General features: G+C 62.2%; 27 protein-coding genes and 1 other RNA gene. 18 read left to right on the plus strand and 10 right to left on the minus strand.

Going from position 1 to position 25,245, the window contains the following annotated elements; all coding sequences use genetic code 11:
* Nucleotides 1-31: 31 nt before the first annotated feature.
* The 14 genes from JOE62_RS07385 to JOE62_RS07450 all read left to right on the plus strand — a co-directional run bounded on the left by JOE62_RS07385 (nucleotide 32) and on the right by JOE62_RS07450 (nucleotide 11,001).
* Nucleotides 32-1,252, plus strand: a complete 1,221-nt coding sequence (locus tag JOE62_RS07385; protein ID WP_204721533.1) for an ATPase, T2SS/T4P/T4SS family — start codon at nucleotides 32-34, stop codon at nucleotides 1,250-1,252.
* Nucleotides 1,253-1,254: 2 nt separating this feature from the next.
* Nucleotides 1,255-2,106: a type II secretion system F family protein gene (locus JOE62_RS07390; protein ID WP_204721535.1), complete on the plus strand. Its 852-nt coding sequence runs from the start codon at nucleotides 1,255-1,257 to the stop codon at nucleotides 2,104-2,106.
* The gene (locus JOE62_RS07395; RefSeq protein WP_204721538.1) at nucleotides 2,103-3,044 is read left to right on the plus strand and encodes a type II secretion system F family protein; all 942 of its coding nucleotides are present in this window, start codon (nucleotides 2,103-2,105) and stop codon (nucleotides 3,042-3,044) included. Before JOE62_RS07390 ends, JOE62_RS07395 begins: the two co-directional genes overlap by 4 nt.
* A 63-nt stretch (nucleotides 3,045-3,107) precedes the next feature.
* Complete coding sequence (locus tag JOE62_RS07400; RefSeq protein ID WP_371858970.1) at nucleotides 3,108-3,341, plus strand: hypothetical protein; 234 nt, start codon at nucleotides 3,108-3,110, stop codon at nucleotides 3,339-3,341.
* A 6-nt stretch (nucleotides 3,342-3,347) separates the two neighbouring features.
* Entirely contained in the window at nucleotides 3,348-3,767 is a 420-nt protein-coding gene (locus JOE62_RS07405) for a TadE family protein (RefSeq protein ID WP_204721540.1), read from the plus strand.
* On the plus strand, nucleotides 3,760-4,206 hold the full coding sequence (locus JOE62_RS07410) for a hypothetical protein (RefSeq protein WP_239543257.1): 447 nt from the start codon (nucleotides 3,760-3,762) through the stop codon (nucleotides 4,204-4,206). The genes JOE62_RS07405 and JOE62_RS07410 overlap by 8 nt, the downstream gene beginning before the upstream one ends.
* Before the next feature lie 46 nt (nucleotides 4,207-4,252).
* Entirely contained in the window at nucleotides 4,253-4,654 is a 402-nt protein-coding gene (locus JOE62_RS07415) for a hypothetical protein (protein ID WP_204721542.1), read from the plus strand.
* A gap of 60 nt (nucleotides 4,655-4,714) precedes the next feature.
* The gene (gene prfB / locus JOE62_RS07420) at nucleotides 4,715-5,830 is read left to right on the plus strand and encodes a peptide chain release factor 2 (protein WP_204721544.1); all 1,116 of its coding nucleotides are present in this window, start codon (nucleotides 4,715-4,717) and stop codon (nucleotides 5,828-5,830) included.
* Between the two features lie 280 nt (nucleotides 5,831-6,110).
* The gene (ftsE, locus tag JOE62_RS07425) at nucleotides 6,111-6,908 is read left to right on the plus strand and encodes a cell division ATP-binding protein FtsE (protein ID WP_204721546.1); all 798 of its coding nucleotides are present in this window, start codon (nucleotides 6,111-6,113) and stop codon (nucleotides 6,906-6,908) included.
* A complete protein-coding gene (ftsX, locus tag JOE62_RS07430) occupies nucleotides 6,905-7,819 on the plus strand; it encodes a permease-like cell division protein FtsX (RefSeq protein ID WP_128470639.1) in 915 nt (304 codons plus the stop codon). Before ftsE ends, ftsX begins: the two co-directional genes overlap by 4 nt.
* A gap of 107 nt (nucleotides 7,820-7,926) precedes the next feature.
* The gene (locus JOE62_RS07435; protein WP_239543259.1) at nucleotides 7,927-9,336 is read left to right on the plus strand and encodes a M23 family metallopeptidase; all 1,410 of its coding nucleotides are present in this window, start codon (nucleotides 7,927-7,929) and stop codon (nucleotides 9,334-9,336) included.
* 54 nt (nucleotides 9,337-9,390) lie between these two features.
* A complete protein-coding gene (gene smpB / locus JOE62_RS07440) occupies nucleotides 9,391-9,870 on the plus strand; it encodes an SsrA-binding protein SmpB (protein ID WP_204721550.1) in 480 nt (159 codons plus the stop codon).
* 113 nt (nucleotides 9,871-9,983) lie between these two features.
* Nucleotides 9,984-10,352: a transfer-messenger RNA gene (gene ssrA, locus JOE62_RS07445) on the plus strand.
* Between the two features lie 175 nt (nucleotides 10,353-10,527).
* A complete protein-coding gene (locus JOE62_RS07450; protein ID WP_204721552.1) occupies nucleotides 10,528-11,001 on the plus strand; it encodes a DUF2568 domain-containing protein in 474 nt (157 codons plus the stop codon).
* Nucleotides 11,002-11,048: 47 nt separating this feature from the next.
* On the opposite strand, the gene crcB is transcribed toward JOE62_RS07450, so the two are convergent.
* Genes crcB through aroA form a run of 7 tightly spaced genes read right to left on the minus strand, consistent with a single transcriptional unit; the run spans nucleotide 11,049 to nucleotide 16,303 of the window.
* Nucleotides 11,049-11,429 (minus strand): fluoride efflux transporter CrcB, encoded by a 381-nt coding sequence (crcB, locus tag JOE62_RS07455; protein ID WP_141358571.1) that lies wholly within the window; start codon nucleotides 11,427-11,429, stop codon nucleotides 11,049-11,051.
* Nucleotides 11,429-11,890 (minus strand): fluoride efflux transporter FluC, encoded by a 462-nt coding sequence (locus tag JOE62_RS07460; protein WP_204721554.1) that lies wholly within the window; start codon nucleotides 11,888-11,890, stop codon nucleotides 11,429-11,431. The genes crcB and JOE62_RS07460 overlap by 1 nt, the downstream gene beginning before the upstream one ends.
* A complete protein-coding gene (locus JOE62_RS07465) occupies nucleotides 11,887-12,381 on the minus strand; it encodes a universal stress protein (protein ID WP_204721556.1) in 495 nt (164 codons plus the stop codon). Before JOE62_RS07465 ends, JOE62_RS07460 begins: the two co-directional genes overlap by 4 nt.
* Before the next feature lie 50 nt (nucleotides 12,382-12,431).
* A complete protein-coding gene (locus tag JOE62_RS07470) occupies nucleotides 12,432-13,061 on the minus strand; it encodes a metal-dependent transcriptional regulator (RefSeq protein WP_204721558.1) in 630 nt (209 codons plus the stop codon).
* 14 nt (nucleotides 13,062-13,075) lie between these two features.
* A complete protein-coding gene (locus tag JOE62_RS07475; protein ID WP_420842192.1) occupies nucleotides 13,076-13,888 on the minus strand; it encodes an inositol monophosphatase family protein in 813 nt (270 codons plus the stop codon).
* Nucleotides 13,889-13,895: 7 nt separating this feature from the next.
* Nucleotides 13,896-14,987, minus strand: a complete 1,092-nt coding sequence (gene rsgA, locus JOE62_RS07480) for a ribosome small subunit-dependent GTPase A (protein ID WP_239543261.1) — start codon at nucleotides 14,985-14,987, stop codon at nucleotides 13,896-13,898.
* On the minus strand, nucleotides 14,987-16,303 hold the full coding sequence (gene aroA / locus JOE62_RS07485) for a 3-phosphoshikimate 1-carboxyvinyltransferase (protein ID WP_204723247.1): 1,317 nt from the start codon (nucleotides 16,301-16,303) through the stop codon (nucleotides 14,987-14,989). Before aroA ends, rsgA begins: the two co-directional genes overlap by 1 nt.
* Nucleotides 16,304-16,463: 160 nt before the next feature.
* Between aroA and JOE62_RS07490 the strand changes: the two genes are divergently transcribed.
* A complete protein-coding gene (locus tag JOE62_RS07490) occupies nucleotides 16,464-17,252 on the plus strand; it encodes a sigma-70 family RNA polymerase sigma factor (protein WP_420842193.1) in 789 nt (262 codons plus the stop codon).
* A gap of 1 nt (nucleotide 17,253) precedes the next feature.
* Nucleotides 17,254-17,514 carry a mycothiol system anti-sigma-R factor gene (gene rsrA, locus JOE62_RS07495; RefSeq protein ID WP_038990421.1) on the plus strand — a complete coding sequence of 87 codons (261 nt, stop codon included), beginning with the start codon at nucleotides 17,254-17,256 and terminating at the stop codon, nucleotides 17,512-17,514.
* Between the two features lie 87 nt (nucleotides 17,515-17,601).
* Here rsrA and JOE62_RS16755 read toward each other — a convergent pair whose 3' ends face one another.
* The 3 genes from JOE62_RS16755 to JOE62_RS07505 all read right to left on the minus strand — a co-directional run bounded on the left by JOE62_RS16755 (nucleotide 17,602) and on the right by JOE62_RS07505 (nucleotide 22,346).
* Nucleotides 17,602-17,676 (minus strand): 50S ribosomal protein bL37, encoded by a 75-nt coding sequence (locus JOE62_RS16755; protein WP_369299107.1) that lies wholly within the window; start codon nucleotides 17,674-17,676, stop codon nucleotides 17,602-17,604.
* 98 nt (nucleotides 17,677-17,774) lie between these two features.
* Complete coding sequence (locus JOE62_RS07500; protein WP_204721562.1) at nucleotides 17,775-18,380, minus strand: GDSL-type esterase/lipase family protein; 606 nt, start codon at nucleotides 18,378-18,380, stop codon at nucleotides 17,775-17,777.
* A gap of 210 nt (nucleotides 18,381-18,590) precedes the next feature.
* Nucleotides 18,591-22,346, minus strand: coding sequence for a multifunctional oxoglutarate decarboxylase/oxoglutarate dehydrogenase thiamine pyrophosphate-binding subunit/dihydrolipoyllysine-residue succinyltransferase subunit (locus JOE62_RS07505; RefSeq protein WP_204721564.1), 3,756 nt, complete (start codon nucleotides 22,344-22,346; stop codon nucleotides 18,591-18,593).
* Between the two features lie 429 nt (nucleotides 22,347-22,775).
* Between JOE62_RS07505 and JOE62_RS07510 the strand changes: the two genes are divergently transcribed.
* Both JOE62_RS07510 and JOE62_RS07515 read left to right on the plus strand, forming a co-directional pair.
* Nucleotides 22,776-24,098, plus strand: a complete 1,323-nt coding sequence (locus tag JOE62_RS07510; protein ID WP_204721566.1) for a hemolysin family protein — start codon at nucleotides 22,776-22,778, stop codon at nucleotides 24,096-24,098.
* The gene (locus tag JOE62_RS07515; protein ID WP_204721568.1) at nucleotides 24,091-25,164 is read left to right on the plus strand and encodes a hemolysin family protein; all 1,074 of its coding nucleotides are present in this window, start codon (nucleotides 24,091-24,093) and stop codon (nucleotides 25,162-25,164) included. Before JOE62_RS07510 ends, JOE62_RS07515 begins: the two co-directional genes overlap by 8 nt.
* Nucleotides 25,165-25,245: the final 81 nt, after the last annotated feature.

Here is a 25,245-nt window from a genome sequence, read left to right on the forward strand (position 1 = left end):
TTCTCCAACAGGAAAGCCAAAGGAGCCAGTGGTGGATGCGCTGTCCATTGTCGAAGACGAAGTACGCGAGCTGGTCCGGCGTCGCGGATTGGACCCAGCCAAGCAGCCAGCGATGATCCGGGCCTTAATAGACGAAGTCATCCGAGACTACGACGAACGCGCATTGCTTGGAGCTGTGCCTTCACTTGGATCGCTAGAGGCCGCCCAACGTTCAGTTTTCGACAACGTGTCCGGTTTTGGGCCGTTGCAACCCCTGCTGGATGATCCTTCTGTCGAGGAAATTTGGGTCAATTCGCCGCATCAAATTTTTTGCGCCAGAGGCGGCCAAAGCGAACTGACCCACATCCGCATGGAATCGGCCGAAATTGCAGCACTGGTAGAACGGATGCTCAAGTCCTCTGGCAGGCGCCTGGATCTTTCCCAACCATTCGTCGACTGCCAGTTGCCCGATGGGTCTCGTCTGCACGTCGTGATTCCGGATATCACCCATGAGCATTGGGCCATAAACATTCGCAAGTTCATAGCACGCGCAGGAAAGCTTGAAGACCTGGTCGAGCTTGGATCATTGAGCGAGCAAGCGGCGAGGTTCCTTTCCATCGCCATCGGCGCAGGTCTTAATGTCATCGTGACTGGACCTACCCAAGCCGGCAAAACCACAATGCTCAACTGCCTGGCATCAGCGATCGGCCCCAGGGAACGAATCATCACCATCGAGGAAATTTTCGAGCTCAATCTCTCGCTACGGGATGTCGTTGCGATGCAAACTCGTCTCGCCAATCTTGAAGGAACTGGCGAAATCACCATGCGCCGATTGGTCAAGGAAGCTCTGCGCATGCGCCCTGAACGCATCATTGTCGGCGAGGTTCGCGAAGCAGAGTCCTTGGATATGCTGATTGCGTTGAACTCGGGAATCGCGGGGCTGTGCACCTTGCATGCGAATTCTGCCCGTGACGCGATCACGAAAATTTGCACCTTGCCCCTGCTTGCCGGACCGAACATCACCAGCGACTTCACCATCAAGACGGTAGCCGCATGCATTGACCTAGTTGTCCATTGCGTACGAAGCCCCCAGGGCCATCGCTACGTCAACGAAATTCTCAGTGTGCGCAATCGAGTGGAGGAGGGGCAAATTGAGTCCTCGACGCTTTTCGAACGGCAGGCCGATCGTCTGCAACCGGCCAGGGGCGCTGATTGGTCGCATGAAAAGTTCGATGTAGCTGGCATCAATATTGCCGACCTGATGGCGGTGTAGCGGTGGTTGCTTTCTTTGCTCTCCTTGGCGGGCTAGGCATTGCCCTCCTGATTGACTGGTTGCTGTTTGCCCCGTGGGAGAAATCGCCTAAACGCAGCTCGGCGATCAAGAACGCATTGCTCCATGCTGGCATGAGCAATCTGGCGCCGACAAAATTCATCGCTATTTGCGCGGTCTGCGGCCTGACTTTCGCGTTGGTGACCTTGGGACTCACCGCTTCGTGGCTCTTCGCCGTCGTGTTTTGCCTCTTTGGGTCATTTGCACCATGGGTCTATCTACGCCATCAGGCAGCAAAACGCCACGCGGCGTTGCAAGAACAATGGCCCGAGGTGGTTGACCATTTGCGAAGCGCTATCCGGGCAGGTCTCTCGCTTCCTGAAGCCTTGAGCCAGTTGGCAGTGGTGGGACCGGGCGTATTGCGGCCTCTATTCCGGGACTTCGCTTTGGACTATCGAGCCACCGCGAACTTCGCCGTGGCACTGGACCAGCTGGGCGAACGATTGGCAGACCCGGTAGCTGACAAAATTCTCACGACATTGCGCATCACCCGTGAGGTCGGAGGCACCGACTTGGGCCATACGCTCACAACGTTGTCGGCATTCCTGCGAGATGACGTGCGAACACGAGGAGAACTCGCGGCCAGGCAATCATGGATTGTTTCAGCAGCACGTCTGGCCGTGGCGGCGCCGTGGATCTTGCTGCTGGTCCTGGGCACCCAGGAAGCGGCGAAAGATGCGTATATGACATTCGGGGGAGTGATCGTGCTCGGCCTCGGCATGGTGGTTTCGTTCGTCTGCTATCGAATCATGCTCCGGCTTGGTACCTTGCCAGTAGAAGAACGAGTGCTGGCATGAGCAGCTATACGTCATGGGCGGCGCTTTGCGGTTTGGGACTTGGTCTCGGACTATGGCTGGTCTTCGTGAACCTGCCGGGCTGGCGCAGAATGGCCTTCGCTGATCGTATTGCGCCGCACGTCCGTGTCGGCGTTCGAGGCTCGCGCATGCTGGAAGACTCCTGGCACTCGGACTCCGGGCACTCGGCTTTGGGCCAGCTAGCTGCCCCTATGCTGCAGCAAATCAAGAAGCTGGCTAGCTTGCACAGTCCTTCTGCGGATACGCTCCGGAAGCGCCTGAACGCTGCAGGATTGGACATGAGCCTCGTTGACTATCGGTCCCAGGAAATTGTTTATGCTTTGGCTGGTTTGGTAGCAGGTTCTGCATTCATGGCTCTTGCTGCCGTCCAGTATCAAGTTTCTTTGTTCTTATCAGTGCTGGTTGTCATTGGTTTTGGAATTTCGGGCTACGCCTTGCGTGGTTGGTGGCTTGGCGAACAGATCCACCGGCGGTCCAGAAAAATATTGACTCAATTCCCCACCGTGGCCGAGGTGCTGGCGCTAACTGTCGGCGCGGGCGAATCCACAACGGGAGCAATCGAGAGAATATCGCGAATCTGCCATGGAGTGATCGGCGAGGAATTCACGAAGACCTTGAACGACATTCACGCAGGTACGCCAATGGTCCAAGCTATGCAGAATATGTCTGACCGGATGCAAGTTGGGGCGATGACGCGCTTTGTCGATGCGATCGTTGTTGCCACAGAGCGGGGCACGCCCTTGGCACAAGTGCTCAGAGACCAGGCACAGGATGTTCGCGATGCATCGAAACGCGAACTTATGGAAGTTGCCGGAAAACGTGAAATTTCCATGCTCATCCCGGTGGTATTCGGGATTCTGCCGCTCACGATCGTTTTTGCCGTATTCCCCGGCCTAGCGCTATTGGAGATGAGCTACTGAACGGTGCACAGAAAATCTTGAATATCTCACTATGAATTCTTTTAGCACGTTGGAAGGGCTGTCATGAACCACGTACAACAAATGATGCTCAAACTGGCAATGCAGATCATCGCAGCCGGTGAACTACTCATTCATAAGCTTTCTCCGAAACTCAGGGATAGCAGAGGCGACGTTCCGGGGTGGGTCATGATCACGCTCATGTCTGCTTTGCTGGTCGCCGCGTTGCTGGCCATCGCAGGACCTAGGCTGCAGGACCTGTTCAACCAGGCCATCGATCGAGTTTCCGGATTGGGATAACCGTTCATGAGCTCCGGCGCGCGGTTATCTGGATCTCCGAGTTCGTCGGAGTCCACGCGCAGCGAGCGCGGGTCTGCTGTAGCGGAATTTGTCATGGTGACAACGTTGCTTGTGGTGATCGCGATGACGCTTGTCCAGCTCGCGCTGGTTCTGCATGTGCGCAATACGCTGATTGACGCGGCTTCCAACGGCGCCCACTACGGTGCCCTGGCCAATCGTTCAGCGGCAGACGCCCAAGGCAGAACGCGGACATTGATCACCGAAAGCCTGCATGGTGGATTCGCCCGTGACATTGCCGTGAGCACCACTCCAGTAGGGGACAGCCAGTTGGTTACCGTATCGGTCAGCACCCGAGTGCCATTGATCGGACTCTTGCCCAATGGGTGGGACTTGCACGTGAAAGGAGAAGCAGTGCGTTATGGGTAGAGCCAAGAATCTGGCTACCGCCATGCATCGCAGAATCCGGAATGAAGATCGTGGAAGTGCGGTAGTGGAGTTCGTTTTCGCTTCAACCGTCTTGCTGATTCCCCTGGTGTACCTGATACTGGCCGCCGGCCAGCTTCAAGGAGGCAGCTATGCCGTGGTTGGTGCTGCAGATCATGCCGCCAAGGTCTTTGCCGCCGCCGAAGACCCTGCGCAGGCGAGGAACGAAGCACACGCTGTGGTGCGAAGAACCATGAACAATTTTGGGTATCGCAACGCCCGCACTTCAATTCGTTGCGAAAAGGAATGCTTGAGCCCGGGCAGTGTCGTCACCGTGACTGTAGCCTTGGATGTCCCGCTTCCTTTCGTATCCGAATGGGTCGAGGCGTCCGCATTCACCGTGGATTCCTCCGCGTCGCAAAGGACTGATCGATTTGGCTAGGCCGCAGCGTGTCGTCCGGAATCTGCGGAATGAGGATGGGCAATCCTTGGTGATGGCAATCGGCCTGTGCGCCATCACATTGCTGACCATTTCCGTGGTGCTGGCAGCCAGCGCCGTCAACCTCAAAGCGCGCCAGCTGTTGTCAATTGCCGACGGAGCGGTCGTGGCTGCCGTAGATGAATTCGAGTTCGTTGCGGACAACGGCAACCCAAGGATCCAGCTGAACCAGCAACGCGTGCAGCAAGCAGTGCAGCAGTACCTTTCAGATGTTGGTGCGGCCGGCCGGGTCGAGGATCTGCGAATCGGCCGGGTTCAGATCATAGCCGATGGCCAAGGTGCCAATCTCCAGTTGAGCGGTTCGGTGCAACCGCCGATAGTAGGGTGGCTTGTTCCCGATGGAGTGCCGATATCAGTCGAATCATCCGCTCGAACCGTATTGAGCAGGTAATCACCGCGTCGGCCGCCGGACTCAATGATCAGAGGCCAAATGACGTAGTCTTAGAAGACCATGGCAAAAACTGACTTCTCCGCTGAAATCCGCTCACTGCGTTCTACATTCGCCGCAATTGAAGACGTGAGCGATGTCGAGCAGATCAAAGCTGACATCGCAGTCCTCTCGGAAGAAGCGGGCGCTCCCAACCTCTGGGATGATCCGGCCGCTGCGCAAATCGTCACCAGCAAGCTATCTCATCGCCAGTCCGAGCTGGAACGGCTGACTCGGCTGCAGACGCGAATCGATGATTTGGAAGTCCTGGTTGAGCTTGCCGAGCTCGAAGAAGACGACGATACGCTGGATGAAGCGGACAAGGAGCTCACCAGCATCCAAAAGGCCCTTGCTGAACTCGAGATAGTTACCCTCCTCAACGGCGAATTCGATGCCCGAGGTGCGGTTGTCACGATTCGCTCTGGTGCCGGTGGTGTTGACGCCGCGGACTTCGCGGAGATGCTCCTGCGCATGTACCTACGTTGGGCTGAACGCCGTGGATACAAGGCCACTGTCATGGACACCTCGTACGCCGAAGAAGCCGGCCTCAAATCGGCAACCTTTGAAATTGATGCCCCGTATGCCTTCGGCACGCTCTCTGTAGAAGCCGGTACCCACCGCCTGGTGCGCATCTCGCCATTCGATAATCAGGGTCGTCGCCAGACTTCGTTTGCGGCCGTGGAAGTCGTGCCGCTGATTGAGCAGACCGACACTATCGAAATCCCGGAATCTGAAATCCGCGTGGACGTGTTCCGCTCCTCGGGGCCTGGTGGCCAGAGCGTCAACACCACCGACTCCGCGGTACGCATGACGCATATTCCTACCGGCGTCGTCGTCTCGATGCAGAACGAGAAATCGCAGATCCAGAACCGTGCTGCCGCGCTTCGAGTTCTGCAGTCGCGCTTGCTGCTCTTGAAGAAGGAGCAGGAGGACGCGCAGAAGAAGGAACTTGCCGGCGATGTGAAGGCATCCTGGGGTGACCAAATGCGCTCCTACGTGCTTAACCCGTATCAAATGGTCAAGGACCTGCGAACGGAACATGAAGTGGGCAATACCCAGGCGGTGCTTGACGGTGAAATCGACGATTTCATCGATGCAGGCATTCGCTGGCGTGCAGGACAACGTCGACCAAGCAAGTAGGCGGTCTCGCTAACACTGACCGCGGTGGATTCTTCTGTCATGTAAGGTGTAAGCATCATCACCGTTGCGGAGCCTGCTGCGCCAATTACAGCTAGTCATGCCGAAGCAGCGCACTTCGCGTTAGCTGGACGTACGGCACGAATCTTGCAACACGCCTTATATTTCGGCTGGTTCGCAACTTTGCACCGATAGTCTTTGGAAGACTGGCGCATCAATAGACGTTTGATCTCGAGATTGGTGTTCGTGGGTCGCGCCCCGACGAAGACTAGCGATTGAAGACATGATTAAATTCGAAAACGTCTCGATGGTTTACGAGCCGAAGCAGCAGAATGCGGCTTTGGACGAGGTAAGCATCGAGATAGACCGTGGCGAATTCGCCTTCCTGGTTGGTGAATCCGGTTCGGGTAAGTCGACCTTCCTCAGCTTGGTGCTGCGCGAAAAGCGCTCCACCGACGGATCCGTCTACGTAGCCGGACAGAACCTCAACCGCATACCGAGCCGTCGTGTGCCCAAGCTGCGCCGCGACATCGGGTTCGTTTTCCAGGACTTCCGCCTCTTGCGTGAGCGTACGGTCTTCGACAACGTCGCGTTCGCCATGGAAGTCATCGGTGCTTCCCGTGCCCAGATCCGCGAGCGAGTGCCGGACGCATTGAAAATGGTCGGCCTTGAAGACAAAGCACGCCGCAAGCCAACCGAGCTTTCCGGTGGCGAGCAGCAACGCGTTGGCATTGCCCGCGCCATTGTGAACAGGCCGTCGATTCTGCTGGCCGATGAGCCTACTGGCAACCTTGACCGCAAGAACAGCATCGAAGTGATGAACGTGCTCAATCGCATCAACCAGAACGGCACGACCGTCCTGATGGCTACGCACGCGCACGAGCTGGTGAGCGAATACCGCCACCGCGTTATTGAACTGAAATGCGGACGAGTCATCCGCGATGAAATTGATGGCCAGTACACGCCGATGACCACTGTGGTGAACCAGGACGGCTCGCGCGAACTGCTCGTCGGCGATTCGGCCGTGGAGTACGACGAAGAATCGCAGGTTGCCGAGGATAAGAAAGACGAGGACCAGTGAGACTAGGATTTATTCTCCGCGAAGCGGCGAAGGGCCTGCGGCAAAACGTCGTCATGGTTGTTTCCGTGGTGCTGGTGACCTTCGTATCGTTGACCTTCGTTGGCGCTTCGGTGTTGCTTCAGCTCCAGATCAACCAGATGAAGGGCTACTGGTACGACCGCATGGAAGTCGCGGTGTACCTCTGCGATGACACGAGCACCTCGCCGAACTGTGCCGGCAGTGCGGTTACCGAGGAACAGCGGCAGAACATCGAGGAGATGCTCAAGTCCGAGCAGCTCGCCCCATACATCAAGGAATTCGCCTACGAATCCAAAGAACAGGCGTACGAGAACTTCCTTGACCAATATGAGAACTCCGCGTTGGTCGACCAGGTTACTGCAGAACAACTTCCCGAATCCTTCCGCGTCGCACTGGTTGATCCGGAAAAGTATCCGGTGATCAACGAAGCGTTCTCCACCGTTGAGGGCGTTGACTCGGTAATTGACCAACGCGAACTGCTTGAAAAGGTATTCCAGTTGGTGCGCGTGGCTTCCGCTGCCGCCGCCGTCGTGGCAATCGTGATGATTGTTTGCGCGGTGTTGCTCACCGGGACGACCATTCAGCTCTCGGCCATGCACCGTCGGCTCGAAACGACCATCATGCGGCTGGTCGGCGCTTCGAAAGCAACGATTCAATTGCCATTCATCATCGAAGGCGTGATCGCGTCGCTGATTGGCGGCCTGCTGGCTTCGGGCACGCTGTGGTTGCTGCTGAAGTTCCTCGTTGAGGACAAGTTGGCCAACGAAAACGTCGGTGTCGCGTTCATCTCCACCACCGAAATATGGCTAGTTGCTCCGATACTCTTGATTATTGGTATCGTTTTGGCCACAATTTCATCAGTGGTAACGTTGAAGCGTTACCTTAAGGTTTAGCCGAAACGTTATCTAGGCTTGAACTGAAGTACGCAATTTCTTAAAGGAGCTTTATGCTGTCGAACGCCGTGCGACGTAAATTCTTACGCGCCTCTATCGGTGGAGCTATGGCTCTTGCGCTCACTCTGCCAGCGGGCCTTGTGGTCGCTGACGAGCTGGACGACAGGAAAGCTCAGGTCGAGAAGAACATCGAAAACCTCGAGACCGACATGGAATTCCTGGATGCCGACATCCAGGAAACCGACAAGAAATTGCGTGACCAGCAGGCGCAGGTACCCATTGCCCAGCAGGCATTGGCTGACGCGCAAAGCCGCGTAGCCAATGCGCAGGCAACCCTCTCCGATCTGAACAACCGCTTGATCAGCGCGCAGGCGACTCGGGATGAAGTGGCCCAGCAGATCGAAGAGAACACTGCGAAGTTGTCCGAAGCAGAAGACGCGATGGCGCAGATTGCCTCGGAAGCCTATAAGCGCGGCGGTGTCTCGGGCGGGCTGGACATGATCCTCAACATGGATTCGGCAACCAAGATGGCCGACGGCCTGGACATGGCCAATCGTGCCATGGAATCCCAGAATGCCGCATACAACGATTTGGCCCAGGAACAGGCCAACAACGAAAGCAACAAGCTTCGCCTGGTTGCCGTGGAGAAGGAAATCTCCTCCCTAAAAGCCCAGGCGGAGGAAGCCTTGGCGCAGGAACAGGCAGCGCGAGATGCTGCGCAGAACGCCAAGAACGAGCTGGATGCACTGGTAGCCAGCACCGAAGCGCTCAGCGCCGAACTCGAAGCGCAGAAGCCGCGCATCCAGGCGAAGCTGGAATCGCAGCAGAAGGAATACGCTGCGGTCAATCAGGAGATCAAGGAACGCCAGGAGCGCCTGATCCGGGAGGCCGCCGAGCGCAAGCGCAAGGCAGAAGAAAAGGCGCGTCGCGAAGCAGCGGCCGAGCGAAAGCGCATTGCCGAGGAAAAGGCCGCCTACGAGGCTGAGCAGGAACGCAAGGCTGCCGAAGCCCGTGCGGAGAAAAAGACCTACAAGAAGAAGTCCTACGTTGCACCGAAGTCCGAGCCGAAGTCTTCGGACTACGCCGAGCCAAGCAGCTGGGGATTAATTAAGCCGACCAACAGCAACCGTATGACCTCGACCTTCGGATGGCGCCCAACGCCAGCCGGAACCATCGATTACGGTGGCCGCGGCGGCTATGTCCACGCGGGTATCGACTGGGGCTTCGGCGGCCAGTGCGGCTCGCCAGTCATGGCGGCAGCATCCGGCGAAGTCTGGATGGCCGGCTGGGGTGGATCCGCGGGCAACAAGGTCACCCTCTCGCATGGAGTCATCAAGGGCAAGGCCTTGGCCACCAACTACCACCATATGTCCCGCATCGCGGTCAGTGTCGGCCAGTATGTGAAGCAGGGCCAGGTCATCGGCTACGTTGGTACCACCGGCAATTCGACCGGCTGCCATCTGCACTTCGAAACGATCATCAATGGATCACAGGTGAACCCATTGGGACTTCTCTAGCGCTAGACTTGTAGTCTGTGCGCGGGAATCCGCCCGCGACATGCAAGGAGTAAAGTGGCTAAGAAGAACCAAGAAGATCGAGTCATCGCGAGCAACCGCAAGGCGCGCCACGATTTTGAAATCCTCGACACCTTCGAAGCTGGCATGGTGCTCACCGGTACCGAAGTGAAGTCGCTGCGCGAAGGCAAAGCCTCGCTCGTTGACGGTTTCGGCCAGTTCTACCGCGATGAGCTGTACATCGAGAACATCTACATCCCCGAGTACCTCAATGGATCGTGGACTAATCATGCCGCTCGTCGTCGGCGAAAGCTCTTGCTGCACCGCCAGGAACTTCTGAAGATCGAGCGCAAGATCGGTGAAGCCGGCCTGACTGTCGTGCCGCTGAGCTTGTACTTCAAATCCGGTCGGGCGAAGCTGGAAATCGGTGTCGCCCGCGGTAAGCGCGAGTACGACAAGCGGCAGACCCTGCGTGAAAAGCAGGATAACCGCGAAGCATTGCGTGCCATGCGCGAACGCAACCGCGGCAACGCGTAAGCAGAGGTTGTGGCGCATTTCGCATTGGGGCAACCCGGCGTGATGCGCTATGATTGATGAATACGCCCTAGGGTGTGGTTGTATCCGGGAAGCCGGGACTGACAACAAAATACGGGGATGATCGGTTTCGACGGTGTGAGTCGCGACAGATGAAGCGGGCCGAGGACGCAAAGTTATCTCGTAAACGCTCTTTGCAAACCAATAAGTGCCGAATCAAAGCGCACTGACTTCGCTCTCGCTGCCTAAGCAGCCAGACGGTCCGTTAGCCAGGGGACGCTATCGCCCCTGTTCCTAACGTCATTTAGATAGCCAATGTATTCAGCAGTTGTTGCCGCTGCCGGATACACATTCAGGCAACTGTGCCCGGATCAACCACATGTTTGCGTGATGGTTGGGGCAGAGAAAATCCACAGCAAACTGCGCCCGGAGAAGACCTGGCAACACCACATCGGACGGGAGTTCAATTCTCCCCATCTCCACAAATTCCAGCTCCGGATCCAAGCCCACAAGATTGGATCCGGAGCTTTTTGCTTGCCTTGAAGTCAGCTGCCGCATCGCGAGCCTGTTCGCGGGATGGAGAATTTGCACATAGACTTGAGATGAAAGTCGAAGGCTTTGAATGGCCACGTGCGCAGAAACGGAGTGAGATTGAAGTCGATGGGTAAAAAAAGTTCCCAACGGGTATCGCCTTTCCTCTCAGCAACCTATGCAGCAGTGGCATTCCTCTTGGAAGTAGGATTGCTCTTCGCAGCGGCACTCGCCGCTATCGCTTTCATCCCATGGCCGACCATTCCAGCAATCCTCGTCGTGGTCATTCCGCTGCTTATCCTGTGGTCGATCTTCTTCTCACCGAAGGCAGTCATCAAGCTGCGGCTGCGGACGCGCCTGCTCTTGATCCATATCATCTACCTCATCGGCGCCTACGTGCTTTGGCTGAGCGTCGACCATTCCTTCTATGACCAGTCCCAGATCTGGGCGATCGGCATGCTCTCACTGACCGGCATCAGCGCCATCCTGGTGCTCGCTACCGGCGGCTACGTGGTCCCGCACGACCGGACCAAGAAGCCGGAGAGGCCGCTTCCGAACCGAGCACGAACCGGCGCCCCCAAGGGACGCCGCGCAGCACGCTAGCGAACAGCACATGCCAAGCCTTCCGGCTTGGCATGTGCTGTTTCCGGCTAGAAGAGCCCAGCCAGCTGGAAGCCGAGCCATGCGGCAAGCACGGCTCCAACCAGCGTGCCCAGGGCGTTGGCCAGGCTCGCCGCGATGCGGCCTGACTGCAGCAGCCGGACCGTTTCGAAGCTGGCCGTGGAAAACGTCGTGTAGCCGCCGAGCAGTCCCGTACCGATGGCCGCCAGCCATTGCGCAGACAGCAGCTGCTGGGCCAGCAGCCCGGTCAGCACGCCAAGGGCGAAGGAGCCTGAAAGGTTGACCAGGATCGTCCCCCAAGGCAGAGGGGCGGGAAGCCACCGCCTGATCAGGGCATCAAGCACGAAACGCAGGCAGGCGCCAAGGCCGCCGCAGAGCGCAACTGTGAAAAACAAGCCGGGGGAGAGCACTACCGGGCTCCTCCCGCTGTTCGGGCCGCACGCCTCGCCGCGAGGGCAATGCCGCACCAGGTAGCCAAAGCGCCACAGATCACCGTGGGCAGAGCATAGGCCAGCGCCGGGAGCACCGCACTGGATGAGAACAGCAGCATGCTGTCGGTGGCCAGCGCACTGTAGGTGGTGAAGCCGCCCATGAAACCGGTGCCCAGCAGCAAGCGCTGCCGGCGGCGCCGTCCCTCGCTGCCGCCGCCGTGCGACAGCGCCTCCAGCAGCAGGCCGAGCAGGAAGGCTCCCAGCATGTTGGCGGCGAAAATCGCGATCGGGAAACCGCCAGCGGAAGGCAGCAGCAGGCCCAGTCCTTGCCGGGCGGCTGTCCCGGCGGCGCCGCCAAGGAACACCAGCAGCAGGGAACCCGGGGCCAGGGAAGAAGGCGACGCGGTGTTCTGCGCGCTGCGCGATGGCGGAGGGGTCATGAACTCTGGATCTGTTCTGCTCGGCGGGCGGGGAGTGGCGGGACCAGAAGCACCGGATGGCGCTGGCGGTGCGTCAGATGCAACGCCACGGAGCCGTTGAGCAGCTCGCGGATGACGTTGGCCATGGATCGCTGGCGGACTCCGAGCACGATCAGCGCCGCATCATGCCGCACGGCAAGCCGCGCCAGCTGCTGCCCTGGCCCGCCAGCGGTGGCGTGCGCCTGCCAGTGGACTTCCGTGCCCGCAAGCTGGGCCTCGAGCTGGAGCAGCAGCTCCTGCGGGAAGCGGACGATGGCTTCCTCACCGGATTCGGGATCCAGCGGTGCGCTGCGTACGGTGCCGTCGGGCAGTTCTTCGAGAGGGTAGCCGGTGGCATCGACATGCACGCACAGCAGCCCGGTGCCCAGTGCGCCAGCCAATTGCGCGGCAGTGGCCAGCACGTGGGGAGCGAACCGGTCGGGCACGCCGAGAATGATCGGTCGCTGCTCCATCCGGCCTCCCTGGGGTCTTGGGCTGTTCTTCATTCTCGCACAGCCCGCAGCTAGGCCTTGCGCACCCAGATCAGCGAGGCCTCGATGAAATCCAGCTGATGCGGCAGCTCGATCCCCGCCCCGGGCACCAGGCCCTGGGCGGCGGCACGGCGCAGGAACTGCGGATCCTCGTCGCTGATCCGGTCGATGACCGCCCTAGTTCCGGTAAAGCGGTCCAGCCGGATCGCGGCAGAAACCGGCAGCACCCCGTCGGCGCTGGGGATCGCATCGCCGTGCGGGTCATGGCGCGGGTGGCCCAGCCGGGCGTCCAGGGCGTTGATGAACCGGTCGGTGACGGTGTGCTCCAGGGCCTCGGCCTCGTCGTGGACCTCGTCCCAGCCGTAGCCCAGCTCGTCGCGCAGGAAGGTCTCCAGCAGCCGGTGGCGGCGCACCATGCGCAGCGCCTCGCGCCGGCCGGTGGCGCTGAGCGTAATCGCCCCGCGCGGCACATGGTGGACCAGCGACTTGGAGGCGAGCTTTTGCACCATGGCGGTGGCCGAGGCGGGGGACAGGCCCAGCTGGTCGGCCAGCGCACCGGTGCCGACGTCAGCGTCTTCCCATTCGGTGAGCGCGTATAGCGCCTTGAGGTAGTCCTCTTCGCTGGTGGTCAGCCCGGCCGGTCCGCGGCGTGCAGGTGCCATGATCGTCTTGGCGCCTAGCTGCGGTTCAGGAAGGGCAGGATCGCCTCGTGCAGCTTGCCGTTGCTGGCCAGCGCGTTGCCGCCATGGCAGCCTTCCGCCCCGGCCACCGAGGTGAAGCGGCCCCCGGCCTCGCGCACCACCGGCACCAGCGCGGCCATGTCGTAGAGCTCCAGCTCGGGTTCGAAGGCGGCGTCGACCGCGCCTTCGGCCACCAGCGCGTAGGAGAGGAAATCCCCGTAGCCGCGGGTGCGCCAGGCGGTGCCCAGCAGCTCCAGCAGGCCATCTAGCTTGCCGGCGTCCTTCCAGCCGTTCAGCGAGGCGTAGGACAGCGAGGAGTCTTCCAGCGCGCTGACCGAGGAGACGGCGAGGCGGCGGGTGGCGGTGGCCCCGGGGACGGTGCCCGGTTCGCTGACGTAGGCGCCCAGGCCGGTGGCCGCATGCCAGCGGCGGGTCATCGCCGGAGCGGAAATGACGCCGAGCACCGGCTCGTCGTCGATGAGCAGCGCGATCAGCGTGGCCCACACCGGCACGCGGCGCACGAAGTTCTTCGTCCCGTCGATCGGGTCGATCACCCAGCGGCGGGTCGAATCCCCGTGCACGCCGAACTCCTCGCCGAGCACCGAGTCGCCGGGGCGGTGGGCGGCCAGTTCGGCCAGGATCAGCTGCTCGGCGCCGCGATCGGCATCGGAGACCGGGGTCATGTCCGGCTTGGATTCGACCACCAGGTCGTTGGCGCCGTAGCGGGCCAGGGTGAAGGCGTCGACGTTGTCGGCCAATGCCAGGGCGAAGTCGAGATCTTGCTGCAGGGTGTATTCAGCCATGGTTATGCGGCGCCTACTGCGCGCCGAGCTCCTTTTCGTGCGTGGTTTCCTCGGTGGCGACCAGCCGGCGGTAGGAGGCCAGGCGGTTGGACGCCTGGCTGCCCTCGGCCTCGGCGGCCCAGGCTTCCAGCGCGCAGCCGGCCTCGCCGGCCGCATGGGTGCAGCCGCGCGGGCAGCCGGTGGCGATCTCGGCCAGGTCCTCGAAGGCGGCCAGGATATTGTCCGGATCCACCAGCCCCAGCCCGAAGGAGCGGATGCCCGGGGTGTCGATCAGCCAGGATCCGGGGGTGTCGCCCAGGCGCAGGGCCAGCGCGTTAGAGGAGGTGTGCCGTCCGCGGCCGGTGACCGCGTTAACGTGCCCGGTGGCGCGGGTCGACCCGGTCAGGGCGTTGACCAGGGTGGACTTGCCCACCCCGGAGTGGCCGAGCACCACCGAGACGCAGCCGGAGAGCAGCTGCTCCAGTTCGGCCAGGGCACCGGCATCCAGCCGGGCGCTGGAGCCGTCGGCGCTGCGGGCGTCGATGCCCGAGGCCTCGGCCGCGGTGGTGCGGGAGATGACCACGGGGAAGTCCAGCCCCTCGTAGTGGGTGAGGAATTCGGCCGGGTCCTTCACATCGGCCTTGGTCACGCAGAGCACCGGCTGGATGCCGGCGTCGTAGGCGGCGACCAGCGCGCGGTCCACGAAGCCGGTGCGCGGCTCGGGGTTCGCGGCGGCGACGACGATGACCAGCTTGTCTACATTGGCCACTACCACGCGCTCGGTTGCGTCGGTGTCATCGGCGCTGCGGCGCAGCAGGGTGCTGCGCTGTTCGATGCGCACCAGCCGGGCCAGGGTGTCGGGCTTGCCGGAGGTGTCGCCGACCAGCCCCACCAGGTCCCCGGGCACGATCGCCTGGCGGCGCAGCTCGCGGGCGCGGGCGGCGATGACGATGCGCTCGGTGGCGGTGTCCTCGTCGAGGATCGCAGTGTAGCGGCCGCGGTCCACGGTGATGATGCGGCCGATCACCGCCTGCTCGTAGGCCGGGCGGTCCTTGGTGCGCGGACGGCTGCCCTTCTTGTTCGGGCGCACGCGCACCGAGGATTCGTCGTAGTCGGAGTAGCGCATCAGCCCTGGCCCCTTGCGGTAGCCGCCATGGAGCTCCACAGCTGCGGGAAATCGGGCATGGTCTTCGCGGTGGTGGCAATGTTCTGCACGCGCACCCCGTCGATGGCCAGGCCCAGCAGGGCGCCGGCGGTGGCCATGCGGTGATCCTCGTAGGACTCGATATCCGCGGCCCGCAGCGGGCCCGGGACGATCTGCAGCGCGTCGGCGGTCGCGGTGACGCGCGCGCCGACCTTCGACAATTCGGCTTCCAGCGCGGCCAGCCGATCGGTTTCATGCCCGCGCAGGTGCCCGATGCCGCTCAGCGTGCTCGGCGCATCGGCCAGCACGCACAGGGCGGCTAGGGTCGGGGCCAGCTCGGAGGCGTCGGCGTAGTCGATCCCGCGGATTGTTCCGGTGCCGCGCACGCAAAGCACGCCGTCATCGCCCAAGCTTGCCTGAGCGCCCATCGCGGTCAGGATCTCGACCCACTTGCCGCCCACCTGGGTGGTCTTCGCGGGCCAGAAGGGCACGCGCACGGTGCCGGCGGTGGCCAGCGCGGCGGCCAGGAACGGGCCGGCGTTGGACAGGTCGGGCTCGACGGTGACGGTGAAGCCCTGAAGCTGCCCCGGTGCGATGCGCCAGCCGCGCGCATCGGCATCGACCTGCACGTCCACGCCGAGCTCGCGCAGGGTCTGCACCGTCATCGCGATGTGGTCGGGGGAGGCGATCGGCCCTGGTGCGGCGCGCAGCGCCAGCCCGCCGGGCAGGGCCTGGCCGACCAGCAGCAGCGCGGAGATGAACTGCGAGCTGCCCGAGGCGTCGATGACCACTTCGGCGTCCTGCTTCATGGCGCTGGCATCGATGGTGAAGGGCAGCATTCCGGCGGCGCCGGCATAGTCGATGCGGGCGCCGAGGTCCGCCAGCGCGTCGAGCACCGGGGCCATCGGGCGCACGCGGGCCGCTTCGTCGCCGTCGAAGGCCACCGTGGCGCCGGCGACGGCGGCCAGCGGGGGCACGAAGCGCATCACCGTGCCGGCCAGGCCGCAGTCGATGGACAGCGGGCCCGCGGCCAGCTGGCCCGGGGTGATGACCACGGTGGTGGAGCCATCGGCCTGCCCGATGCGCTCGATGCCTACCCCGAACTCGGCCAGGGCGCGCAGCATCAGCTCGGTGTCGCGGCTGATCAGCGTGTTGTGGATGGCGGAGGGGGAGGAGGCCAGGGCCGCAAGGATCAGATACCGGTTGGTCAGCGACTTCGACGCGGGCACCTGCACGGTGGCATCCAGGCCGGTGGCGGCGAAGGGCGCCGCCCACCAGTTCTCTTCTGCCTCGTGCAGCTGGTTGGGTCGGTTGCCGGGGGCGCTTGCGGTGCTGATTGGTAGATCCTTCGGCTAGATGCTTCACTTTGGGGACGCGGGCAGCGCTTGAAGCACTGTGCGCCCACTGCTTAATCCTAGCCGAGATCGGTACGGGAATAAGGTTTGCGCCCCGTTGGTTATGCCTAGTGTGACGATACGACAGGACACTTCAAGTGCCGGCGGCACCGCCTGCGCACTGGCAGAGGCCCCACGCCTGGCCCGGGCCCGTGCTGGCGCGCGCATAAAGCCGGTTGAACGCGTAGACTCGGCAGTGATGAATAATGTGAGCGTGGACGAGAATTTGCCCGATGCGGCCTCTGAGTCCGAACAGCAGCGCCGCGAACGCTTCGAGCGTGATGCGATGCAGTACGTGGACCAGCTCTATTCGGCTGCCCTGCGCATGGCGCGCAACCCGTCGGATGCCGAAGATCTGGTGCAGGAGGCCTACACCAAGGCCTATTCCGCGTTCCACCAGTACAAGCCTGGCACCAACCTCAAGGCGTGGCTGTACCGGATCCTGACCAACACGTACATCAACCTGTACCGCAAGCGCCAGCGCGAACCGCTGCGCACCTCCACCGACACGGTCGAGGATTGGCAGATGGCCCAGGCTATGGAGCATTCGCCGACCGGCTTGCGTTCGGCCGAGGCCGAAGCGCTGGACCATCTTCCGGATTCGGATGTGAAGGCCGCGCTGCAGTCGATCGGCGAGGATTTCCGCATGGCCGTGTACTTCGTGGATGTCGAGGGCTTCAGCTACAAGGAAGCCAGCGAGATCCTGGGCGTGCCGATGGGCACCGTGATGTCCAGGTTGCATCGTGGACGAAAGAATTTGAGGGAATTGCTGGCGGATTACGCCGCGGATCGCGGGATCGCCACCGGCACCCAGAGCAAGAGCGCCGCCAAGGCCGAACGAGGAGCGAAATAGGATGGATTGCAATTCATTGGGTGATTGCGCCGATGACCGCATCGTCCGCATCTACGAGTACCTAGACGGCGCGCTGACGCTCGATGACCTCAAGGAGGTCAAGTCTCATCTGGAAGGCTGCCCGGAATGCACCGAGCAGTATGATCTGGAGTGCATCATCCGCTCGGTGGTGCGCCGCAGCTGCCAGGAGCATGCCCCGCAGACCCTGAAGGCTAGCATCATTGCGCGGATTTCACAGATCCGCGTGGAGTCGGGCCATTAGCCCGGCACCGCTAGCAAGGCAAAGAGAAACCCCGCATCTTTCGAGAAGATCTCGAAGGGTACGGGGTTCTTTTCATATTCGCTTCGCTTAGCTGTTTGGGCGCTTGCCGTGGTTGGCACCGCCACGCTTGCGATCGCGACGCTTACGAGCGCGCTTCGACATGGTGACTCCTTAGAGGGATCAATAGTACTTCCCGAAAATTCGGGCCGGCTCATAGTCTTTCACACTTCCGGCCCATTTTCCTAACGGACCGGACCGGCTCAGCTATCGCCCGGCTCGGGCAAGTCCAGCCAGGAATACCAGCCGCGGTGCAGCACCAGCCAGGCCATCAGGCCGTAGCCGGCTTGGCCGGGCACGCCGCCGGAGGCGTTCAGGTCCGCACGCCACTGGGCATGGGAACGCAGCGGGGTGAAGGTATCGACGTAGTGGTGGTTGCGGCGCAGCGCCACATCCGAGTACACCCGGTTCAGCTCCGCCACGCGCTGGTTGCGCGCATCGTCCAGGCCGGGGGCCGGGCCGACCAGCAGCGCCTTGATGTTCATCTGCGAGGCCGAATCCAGGATGTTGGCCAGGTTCAACCGGCTGCGCGCGGTGGTGACGTCCAGATCGACGTCGCGGTCGGACAGTGCGATGACCAGGCGGTTTTCGTACTGGTCGCTGAAGCGGCGGGAGGCTTCGCCCAGCCAGCGCTCGGCCAGCGACTCGGATCCCTCGGCCGGTGCGGCCAGCACGAAGGACTGCAGGCGCAGCGCCGGATCCTGGGTGCGGGCCAAGACCCTGCCGAACCAGCCCAGGCCTCGCGGGTCGCCATGTCCGGCCAGTAGCTCATCTCCGATTGCGGTAATGCGGATTGTGCGTAACTCCAACTGGGCGACCTTTCGTTGGCTCAAAATGATGAATCGATCCCCACCTTAGCAGTCGGATCGCCGGCATCGGGGGAGGCGCCCAGTGGTTGAACCCCACAATTCCCTGCGAAAATCCGGTGCCGGGGTTAAAGCGCTGTGCCGGCGAACCTCCGGGGTCAAACCCCGGAGGTTCGCCGGCACAGTTGGCCAGGAGCGTTCAGCCGATGCCGATTAGCGGGCGAAAGCCTGCTGGATCAGCACTGCGTTTTCTGCTTCGTGGCGCTTGGCGGTACCGGCCGAGGTGGCGGCCGATGCCGGGCGCGAAACCAGCTTGATCTTGCGATCCAGCTGCGGCACCACGTAGAGGCCGAAGAACGGCCATGGGCCCTGGTTCGCAGGCTCGTCCTGGACCCACGAAACCTCGGCGTTCGGGTACTTAGCCAGCTCGGCGGCGATCTGCTCGGCCGGAGCCGGGTAGAGCTGCTCGACGCGCACCAGTGCGGTCTTGGTGTCGTTCGCCTTGGTGCGTGCTGCCAGCAGGTCGTAGTACACGCGGCCCGAGCACAGCAGCACCTTGTCCACGGCGTTCGCATCGGTGATCGACGCATCGCCGATGACCTCGCGGAAGCCGCCGGTGGTGAAGTCCTCCACGGCGCTGGCGGCTGCCTTCAGGCGAAGCAGCTGCTTCGGGGTGAAGACGATCAGCGGCTTGCGCGGACGGGCGTAGGCCTGGCGGCGCAGCAGGTGGAAGTGGTTGGCGCCGGTGGACGGCTGGGCCACGACCATGTTGTTCTCCGCGCACAGCTGCAGGAAGCGCTCGATGCGGGCCGAGGAGTGGTCCGGGCCCTGGCCTTCGTAGCCGTGCGGCAGCAGCATGACCAGCGAGGAGGACTGTGACCACTTCTGCTCGGCGGAGGAGATGAACTCGTCGATCACGGTCTGCGCGCCGTTGACGAAGTCGCCGAACTGCGCTTCCCACATGACCAGCGCATCCGGGCGCTCTACCGAGTAGCCGTACTCGAAGCCGAGGGCGGCGTATTCGGAGAGCAGCGAGTCGTAGATCCACAGCGGAGCCTGGTCCTCGGACAGGCCCTTCAGCGGGTACCACTCGTTGTCGTTCTCGCGGTCGTGGAAGACTGCGTGGCGCTGCACGAAGGTGCCGCGGCGCGAGTCCTGGCCTGCCAGGCGGACCGGCACGCCTTCCATGGTCAGGCTGCCCAGGGCTGCCAGCTCTGCGAAGCCCCAGTCGATGCCGCCTTCGCGGGACATCTTCTCGCGGCGCTCCAGCAGCGACTTCAGCTTGGTGTGCATGGTGAAGCCTTCTGGGATGTCCAGGTGGGCGGCACCGATCTTGGCCAGGGTCTGCTCGGAGATGGACGAGCCGCGGGCGCCGTCGACGGTGTTCTCGTCGGCAGCCTGGGCGAATGGCTTCTCCAGGTCGTTGATGGTCGAGCCAGGGGTGATGATCGGGATCGGGGAGGTCTGGGCGGCATGCGTCTCGGCGAAGATGCGCTCCAGGTTCTCCTTGTACTCGGCCAGCACGTTCTCGGCTTCTTCCTGCGTGATGTCGCCGCGGCCGACCAGGGCCTCGGTGTACAGCTTGCGGGTGGAGCGCTTGGCTTCGATCAGGTTGTACATGATCGGCTGGGTCATCGACGGGTCGTCGCCCTCGTTGTGGCCGCGGCGGCGGTAGCACACCAGGTCGATGACGACGTCCTTGCCGAACTTCTGGCGGTACTCGAAGGCCAGCTGGCCCACGTGCACCACTGCCTCCGGGTCATCCCCGTTGACGTGGAAGATCGGGGCCTGCACGGTGCGGGCCACGTCGGTGGCGTAGACCGAGGAGCGCGAGGAGCTCGGTGCGGTGGTGAAGCCGATCTGGTTGTTCACGATCACGTGCACGGTGCCGCCGGTCTTGTAGCCCGGCAGCTGGCTCATTGCCAGCACTTCGGAAACCACGCCCTGGCCTGCGAAGGCGGCGTCGCCGTGGACCAGGATCGGCAGCACGGTGTTCTTCTGCTCCAGCCGGTCCAGCTTGGCGCGGGTGATGCCCTCGAGCACCGGATCGACCGCTTCCAGGTGCGATGGGTTGGCAGCCAGGTAGATCTTGGTCTGGTTGCCGGCGTCCGAGGTGTACGAGCCCTCGGTGCCCAAATGGTACTTCACATCGCCCGAGCCCTGGACCGATCCCGGGGTGGCGGTGCCTTCGAATTCGCGGAAGACCTGTGCGTAGGTCTTGCCGGCGATGTTGGTCAGCACGTTCAGGCGACCGCGGTGGGCCATGCCGATCGCAACCTCGTCCAGCTGCTCGTCGGCGGCGTCGGAGATGATCGCATCCAGCAGCGGAATCAGCGATTCGCCGCCTTCCAGCGAGAAGCGCTTCTGGCCGACGAACTTGGTCTGCAGGAAGGTCTCGAAGGCCTCGGCGGAGTTCAGCTTGCTCAGGATGCGCAGCTGCTCTTCGCGGCTTGGCTTGGCGTAGCCGGATTCCAGCTTCGCCTGGAACCATTCGCGCTCTTCCGGGTTCTGCAGGTGCATGTACTCGGTGCCGATGGTGCGGCAGTAGGCATCGCGCAGCACGCCGAGGATGTCGCGCAGCAGCGCACGGTCCTTGCCGCCCAGGCCGCCGGCCAGCCATTCGCGGTCCAGGTCCCACAGGGTCAGGCCGTAGGACTTGATGTCCAGGTCCGGGTGCTTGCGCTGGACGTATTCCAGCGGGTTGGTGTCGGCCATCAGGTGGCCGCGCACGCGGTAGGAGTTGATCAGGTGCTGGATGCGGGCAACCTTGTTGACCTGCAGGTCGATGTCGACCTGGTTGTCGACGGCCCAGCGAACCGGCTCGTAAGGGATGCGCAGCTGCTCGAAGATCTCGTCGTAGAAGCCCTGCTCGCCCAGCAGCAGCGACTCGACCAGCTTCAGGAACTCGCCCGAACCTGCACCCTGGATGACGCGGTGGTCGTAGGTGGAGGTCAGGGTGATGTGCTTGCCGATGCCCAGGCGGGCCACGGTCTTCTCCGAGGAGCCGCGGTATTCGGCCGGGTATTCCAGTGCGCCGACACCAATGATCGCGGCCTGGCCCTTGGACAAGCGGGGCACCGAGTGCACGGTGCCGATGCCGCCCGGGTTGGTCAGCGAGACGGTGGTGCCTGCATAGTCGTCAGCGGTCAGCTTGTTGCCGCGGGCGCGCTTGATCAAATCTTCGTAGGTGGCCCAGAATTCGTTGAAGCTCAGGGTCTCGGCGGCCTTGATGTTCGGCACGGCCAGCATGCGGGTGCCATCGGGCTTCGGCATGTCGATGGCGATGCCGAAGTTCACGTGGGCCGGCTGGATCGCGGTCGGCTTCTTGTCGATCACGTCGTAGGTGACGTTCATCGACGGGATCTGCTTCAGCGCACGGATCACGGCGAAGCCGATCAGGTGAGTGAAGGAGATCTTGCCGCCGCGGGCGCGCTTGAGATGGTTGTTGATGACAATGCGGTTGTCGATCATCACCTTGGCCGGCACGGCACGCACGGTGGTGGCGGTAGGAACGGTGAGCGAGGCGTCCATGTTGGTTGCGATGGCCTTCATCGGCCCGCGCAGCGGGGTGCGCTTCTCCTCGCCGTAAAGTTCGGTGGACGGCGTGGTCTTCGGGGCCTGTGCCGGGATCGGGGCAGTCTTCGGAGCTGGCTCAGCCTTCTTGGCTTCAGCGGCCGGAGCTGGTGCTGCCGTGGCAGCCGGCGCTGGTTCGGTGGCACGGGCCTGGGCGGCGGCGCGTGGTGCGCCCTGCCCGTTGGCAGATGGTGCTGCCGCGGCTGCCGCTGCTGGTGCCGGCTGCGCTGCCGGTGCTGCGGGTTCCTTCTTTTCGGCGGCGAGAGATTCGAAAATATCCCACCATTTCTTATCTACCGAGTTCTTGTCGACGAGATACTGTTCGAACAGCTCGTCTACTAGCCACTCGTTTCCACCAAACTCTTCAGTCAGCCGGTGGTGTGCTTGCTCTGGCACGTGCAACGCCTCTTCCCTGATTTCTACGTTGTTCTAGCTTGAGCCGGTGGTCTTTCGAGGACGTGATACGACCACTGCGACCCACAAGATTTCTAGACCTGCGCACCAGTCTAGTGACTTTTTCTCCCACTTGGCCACGGCACGTATCTAATCTCACGAAAGTGGCGCGCATAACATGCCGTTCAGCGTATCCGCGGCACCGCTGAACGAGCATGTGTCGAAGTCGTGCGCAACGGCACTTCGTTCGATAGACTGATGCGCACTATGGAATCTCACTCTCCAAGCCGGTGTGCCGCCCACGGGCGCAGTGCCGGCCACAACAGTCCATGTTCAGGAAGTTCCGCCTCCCGTTTGGAGCCTTCTAGTTGCCGCCAGATCGGCACTGAAACTGAACTTTGCACGCCAGTGCATAGGCGGCGGTAAGCACCTATGGAATGGCTCTCAATAGTCTTCGGCCTGCTGCTGATTCTCGGCACCGGCTTCTTCGTGGCCGTGGAATTCTCCTTGGTCGCACTGGATAAAAGCACCGTCCAGAACGCCGTCAACAATGGCGAGCGCGGCTCCAAGCCGCTGCTGCAGTGCTTGACCTCCCTCTCCACCCAGCTCTCCAGCTGCCAGCTGGGCATCACGCTGACCACTTTGCTGACCGGCTATGTGCTTGAACCGGCGATGAGCGCGCTGCTCGAGCCGTTGATGGAAAAATTGGGCATTCCCGCCGCAAGCTCGCTGGCCATCGCGGTTGTCGTCTCGATGGTCGTTGCCACCTTGCTGTCGATGCTCATCGGCGAGCTGGTCCCGAAGAACATGGCGATCGCCAAGGCCATGGCGGTCGGCAAGCTGCTGGCCCGCCCGCAGCTGGTCTTCACCGCCATCTTCAAGCCGGCGATCATCGTGCTCAACGGCTTTTCCAACATGGTCCTGCGCAAGTTCTTCGGGCTGGAAGCCAAGGAGGAAATCTCCGCGGCCCGTTCCTCGCAGGAATTGGCGTCGCTGGTGCGCCGTTCGGCCCAGCTGGGCACCCTGGATGTGCAGACCGCGCGCTTTGTGGAATCCACCATTGAATTCTCCGAGCGCACCGCTGCCGACGTGATGACCCCGCGCACCTCGATGTCCACCATCGATTCCGAGGCGGCCCTGTCCGAGCTGATCGAAGTCAGCGCCGACACCGGCTTCTCGCGTTTCCCGGTCACCACCGGATCCACCGATGAAATCCAGGGCATCTGCCATGTCAAGGCGATTGTCTCGGTGCCCCGTGAACGCCGCGCGGCACTGCAGGTCGGCGAGTTCGCCCGCGATGCGCTGTACGTGCCGGAAACAATCCACCTGGACGTGCTGCTAGAGCAGCTGCGCGCCGCCGAATACCAGGTTGCAATTGTGATGGACGAGTACGGCGGAACCGCCGGGCTGGTCACCCTTGAAGACCTGGTCGAGGAAATAGTCGGCGAAGTGTCCGATGAGCACGACGAGGACGAGGAAGAAGCAGTCACCCAGCCCGATGGCAACTGGCTGTTCCCGGGCATGTACCGTCCGGACCAAATCAACGAGAACTTCGATGGCGACGTGATCCCGGAGGAATCGGCGTACGAGACCATCGGCGGCTTCATGCTCGCCGAACTGGGCCGCTTGGCCGAGCTCAACGACCAGGTCGTGACCGAGCATGGCACCTTTACCGTGACCGAGCTAGACGGCCGCCGCATCGCCCAGGTCCGATTCGAACCAGCAACCACAGCGAAGGAGGAAGGCAATGAATGACTTCATGGGCCTGGTCTGGCTGGTTGTGTTGCTGGCCGGCAACGCGTTCTTCGTCGCCGGTGAATTCGCGGTGATGAGCGCACGCCGTTCGCAGATCGAACCGCTGGCCGACGAAGGCAACAAGCGGGCGAAGGTTGCGCTGTACGCCATGGAGCATGTGTCGATCATGCTCGCGGTATGCCAGCTGGGCATTACCGTCTGCTCGCTGCTGATCCTGAATATCTCCGAGCCGGCAATCCACCACCTGCTGGCCGAGCCGCTGATGAAGATCGGCATGGCCGAATCCGCCGCGGACTCCGTCGCCTTCCTTATCGCCTTGATCCTGGTGACCTTCCTGCACGTGACCTTCGGCGAAATGGTGCCGAAGAACATTTCGGTGTCCATCGCAGACAAGGCCGTGCTGCTGCTGGCCATGCCGCTGGTTGGCCTGTCCAAGGTGCTTAAGCCGATCACCGCGTCGCTCAATGGCCTGGCGAACCTCGTGCTGCACGCCTTCGGCATCGAGCCGAAGGACGAGGTGGCCAGTTCCTACACTGCCGCTGAAGTCCGCTCGATCATCGATACTTCTTCCGAGGAAGGCGCGCTGGATGAGGACGACGCCGCCCGATTGACCAAGGCGCTGGAATTCTCCTCGGTGACCGCACGCAGCTGCATGGTTCCGCTGGATGACCTGTTCACCCTGGAATACGGGCAGACCACCGCACGCGAGTTCGAGAAGAAGGTCGGCAAGACCGGGTTCTCGCGCATGGTGATCACCAAGAACGATGTTCCGGTGGGCTACTGGCATGTCAAGGACGTGATGCTCATCGATGATGCGCACTCCACGCAGCCACTGCTCGACTTGCCATTGCACCCGCTGGGCCGGTTGGAGCAGGACACCGAAATCGAGGCGGCGCTCGAAGCGATGCGGCAGGAAGGCAACCACCTTTCTGCAGTCGTCGACGAGTACGGGGCAACCCTCGGCGTCGTCTTCCTGGAGGACATCATCGAGGTGCTGGTTGGCGAGATCACCGATACCACCCGAAAGCGCGTTATCCCGCCTCGCAGCGAGAAACAGGCAAAATAGCGGAAGCTCACGCCTCCGCGCATATTGCGAATGACTCGCAACTGGTAGGATTGACTGCGGCACCCATGGCGGTGCCGCAGT

This window comes from Glutamicibacter nicotianae, from assembly GCF_016907615.1.
GTDB lineage: Bacteria > Actinomycetota > Actinomycetes > Actinomycetales > Micrococcaceae > Glutamicibacter > Glutamicibacter nicotianae.